The following is a 3,154-nucleotide window of genomic DNA, read 5'->3' on the forward strand; positions in this document are numbered from 1 at the left end:
GATATACTCGGACTTCATTTGCGCAATATTGAGGAGTGCGGCAGGATTGCTAATTTTATCATTCATGAAAATTCACCGTTGCTTACATTAATTAAATCTGAGGTATTTCAAGCTCAAGAATATCCGACATTTAATTTGAACTACAGTCATGTCTTAGCATTACACGAGAAACTACAATCTCAAGGGGTAAAGGTTGGCCCCATCAAGAATTGGTCTTCAGACAGGAATGTGCATATTGATTTTGATGCATATGATCCGGATGGCAATGCAATTAACTTGATTGAATGGAGTGAAAAAGCGGATAAATGAATTTGTAATTAGCTGGCTTAAAGATGGAGTGATTTTATATAACAATGTATTTACATGAACTTCCAACTTGAGGAGATTCCACCGGTATTTCAGTTACCCATGACCTACCCCATATAGAATACATTATTTTATAGGATAGGTGATTCGTTGATGTTTTTTGTGAACGCAAGAGCATTTGTTGAACGTAATGTTAACGATATTACTGAAATTATTATTCAAACACGAAACAAAAGGAATGAGGAGTCTCTCGAACTGCCAGGTGGAAGAATAGATTTGTACGAACCCTTATTAGATGGGCTGAAACGTGAAACCGAAATAACTCTGGAGGAGGAATAATCTTGGTCCAATGGCAGGCGGTATTTCTAGACCGTGACGGCACAATTGGAGGTACGGGGCATTTTATTCATCCAAGAGACTTTGTTTTATTCGAAGGCGCCGAGGAATCCATTCGTCGGTTGAAGGAAGCAGGGTTGAAGGTGTTTGCTTTTACGAATCAGCACAGAATCTCTAAAGGCGAGGCGACTGAAAAAGAGTTTAGATCACAATTTAACACCTATGGGTTTGATGATTCTTTTATATGTCCGCATGGAAGCAGTGAAGGTTGTCATTGCCGTAAGCCGAGGCCGGGAATGCTTTTTACAGCAGCGGAGAAGTATGGTTTGGATTTATCCAAGTGCGTTGTGGTTGGAGATGTGGGAGATACCGACATGCTGGCTGCACATGCTGCCGGAGCCAAGAAGGTCTTGGTTAGAACAGGTTGGGGGGGAAGATTCGCTGAATGAATATAGAAATCAATGGAAGGAAGTTGAACCTGATTATACCGCAAGTGATATCAATGAAGCAGTGAAATGGATTCTGGAAGATTGATGAATACGTCTGGATACCTGAGGGGAAACACGAATGAGACGATATTAAGAAGTTTTAGGCAAAAGAGAAACGATACACTCGTGCCGCGATGATATGAAAGAGGGATCCTATGAAGCAAAAGTTAAAGGGCATTATTTTTGATATGGATAATACCCTATTAAGTTCGAGAATCGATTTTTCAGCCATGAAGGAAGAAACATATCAATTTCTCGTCTCAAGGAATGTCCTACCAGTTGGTATGCCTCTTCAATTATACACAACGGCAACGGTTATTGAAGAAGCGATTCGGACAAACCGGATGACGGGTAAGCTGATTCAGGAAGTGTGGGAAATTCCAAGAAAACACGAAGTGCTGGGCATGCAGCAAGCAGGCTTAGAGCCGGGAACCAGGGATATTCTTAATGAACTGAAAGGAAAGTATCTTATTACAATCGTAACGAACAATTCAGTTCGAGCTGCAGAGGTCGCACTAAGAGAAAATCATATCATGGACTACTTTGATCAAATGATAGGCAGGGAAATGATGAATTCCTTAAAGCCTTCACCCGATGGTTATTTACGTATATTGAATGAATATAAGTATCCGGCAGATGAATGGATTTCGGTAGGGGATTCTTGGACAGACGGAAAGGCATCCCTAAGCGCAGGTTTACGTTTCATTGCGTACCGGGCGGATCAAGAGAAGATGAAGCAGATGAACGTTAATCCTAGTGCAGAGATCATGAATCTCATGGAATTAATGGATATTATCGCGGGCATCGAGGAAGGCTCATTGTTCGGATAACAACATATGACGGGGACTCTATTGATAGCATGGATAAAGAAAGGAGATTCTCTTTGGTTAGTCCTGAGGTACTTTCCCAAGCTGCGAAATCATTTGGATTTGATACTGAAGCATTACAATATATTGGTAAATCATGTAATGTGGTATACAAATTCATTAAAGGTAACAAGACATACTATTTGCGCTTCTCCGAAAAACCAGTCGAATTTGAAATAGAGATCCAGGCAGAAGTTCATTGGGTCCGGTATTTAGCAGAAAACGGAGTTCGTGTTGCATTGCCAATCCATACGCTGGAAGGTGAATTAACGACGGTATGCAATGATCTTGAGAAATACTTTATTGTGACAGTGTTTGAGGAAGCGCCGGGGCATTTTTTTGATAGTGATCCGAAACTATGGGGCCCGAACTTATTCCATTCATGGGGCGAAACCATGGGGAGCATGCACCGGTTGACCAAAACTTATGATCCCGGTGATTTGAAGTTTAATAGGATGAATTGGAGACCAGCGGAAATCAATAACCCGCATTTGCTCAATGGGCATTACGGTATACTTCTCCATAAACTTAGAGAAAAAGAGAAACAGTTAACAGCCTTACCTAAAAGCCCTGATTCATACGGATTAATTCATTATGACTTTCATCCCTATAACTTTCTCATTGAGCAAGGGGAAATAACCGTTTTTGATTTTGATGATGCGTTGTACGGATGGTTTGCGCTTGATATAGGAATCTCGGCTACTCATGCGGTATGGTGGGGGGCACATTCCAAAGATCGGGAATCCCAAAATGAATTTGCCAAGCATTTCTTAAACGAGTTTCTAGAAGGGTATATTCAACAAAACCATATCGGGCAAGAATGGATCCGGAGGATCCCCATGTTCATGGAATATAGAAATATCCATTCGTTCTTTTGGTGGCTTAATCATTGGGACGGGAAAGAAGAACATCTTACTGAATCTCAGAGAAATGCGATAACCGAAGCAGTTAAACTGATCGAAAGAGAAGTGCCTTTTGCTGGATGCGATTTTGAACTGTGATTGAGGGTGGGGAAATACCTACCTATGATGGGAAACACGATAACTATAAATTGATGTGAGGGAAGAAACCATGAGCAGCCCAAATCGTGACGATGAATTACAAATCGTATTTGAAGATCATGAGGAAGACTACAAAGCTATATGTCGTAATCTATAT

Annotated in this window: 5 protein-coding genes; all 5 read left to right on the forward strand. The window is 40.9% G+C overall.

The genetic code is table 11. The features are described 5' to 3' along the window. A partial coding sequence (locus PCH05_RS27480) for a VOC family protein (RefSeq protein WP_164766820.1) occupies positions 1-309 on the forward strand: 309 nt, incomplete at its 5' end. A gap of 150 nt (positions 310-459) precedes the next feature. Beyond that, complete coding sequence (locus tag PCH05_RS26960; RefSeq protein ID WP_127607800.1) at positions 460-645, forward strand: NUDIX hydrolase; 186 nt, start codon at positions 460-462, stop codon at positions 643-645. Between the two features lie 2 nt (positions 646-647). After that, on the forward strand, positions 648-1,091 hold the full coding sequence (locus tag PCH05_RS26965; protein ID WP_246049971.1) for an HAD-IIIA family hydrolase: 444 nt from the start codon (positions 648-650) through the stop codon (positions 1,089-1,091). Positions 1,092-1,285: 194 nt separating this feature from the next. Beyond that, complete coding sequence (locus PCH05_RS26970; RefSeq protein WP_127607802.1) at positions 1,286-1,960, forward strand: HAD family hydrolase; 675 nt, start codon at positions 1,286-1,288, stop codon at positions 1,958-1,960. A gap of 29 nt (positions 1,961-1,989) precedes the next feature. Beyond that, positions 1,990-2,997, forward strand: a complete 1,008-nt coding sequence (locus PCH05_RS26975) for a phosphotransferase enzyme family protein (protein ID WP_127607804.1) — start codon at positions 1,990-1,992, stop codon at positions 2,995-2,997. Positions 2,998-3,154: the final 157 nt, after the last annotated feature.

It is taken from the genome of Paenibacillus chibensis, assembly GCF_004001045.1.
Lineage (GTDB): Bacteria > Bacillota > Bacilli > Paenibacillales > Paenibacillaceae > Paenibacillus_AQ > Paenibacillus_AQ chibensis.

Coding starts and splice junctions, on each gene's coding strand:
- PCH05_RS26970 (WP_127607802.1), top strand. CDS start 1,286: ATGAAGCAAAAGTTAAAGGGCATTATTTTTGATATGGATAATACCCTA.
- PCH05_RS26960 (WP_127607800.1), top strand. CDS start 460: ATGTTTTTTGTGAACGCAAGAGCATTTGTTGAACGTAATGTTAACGAT.
- PCH05_RS26975 (WP_127607804.1), top strand. CDS start 1,990: ATGGATAAAGAAAGGAGATTCTCTTTGGTTAGTCCTGAGGTACTTTCC.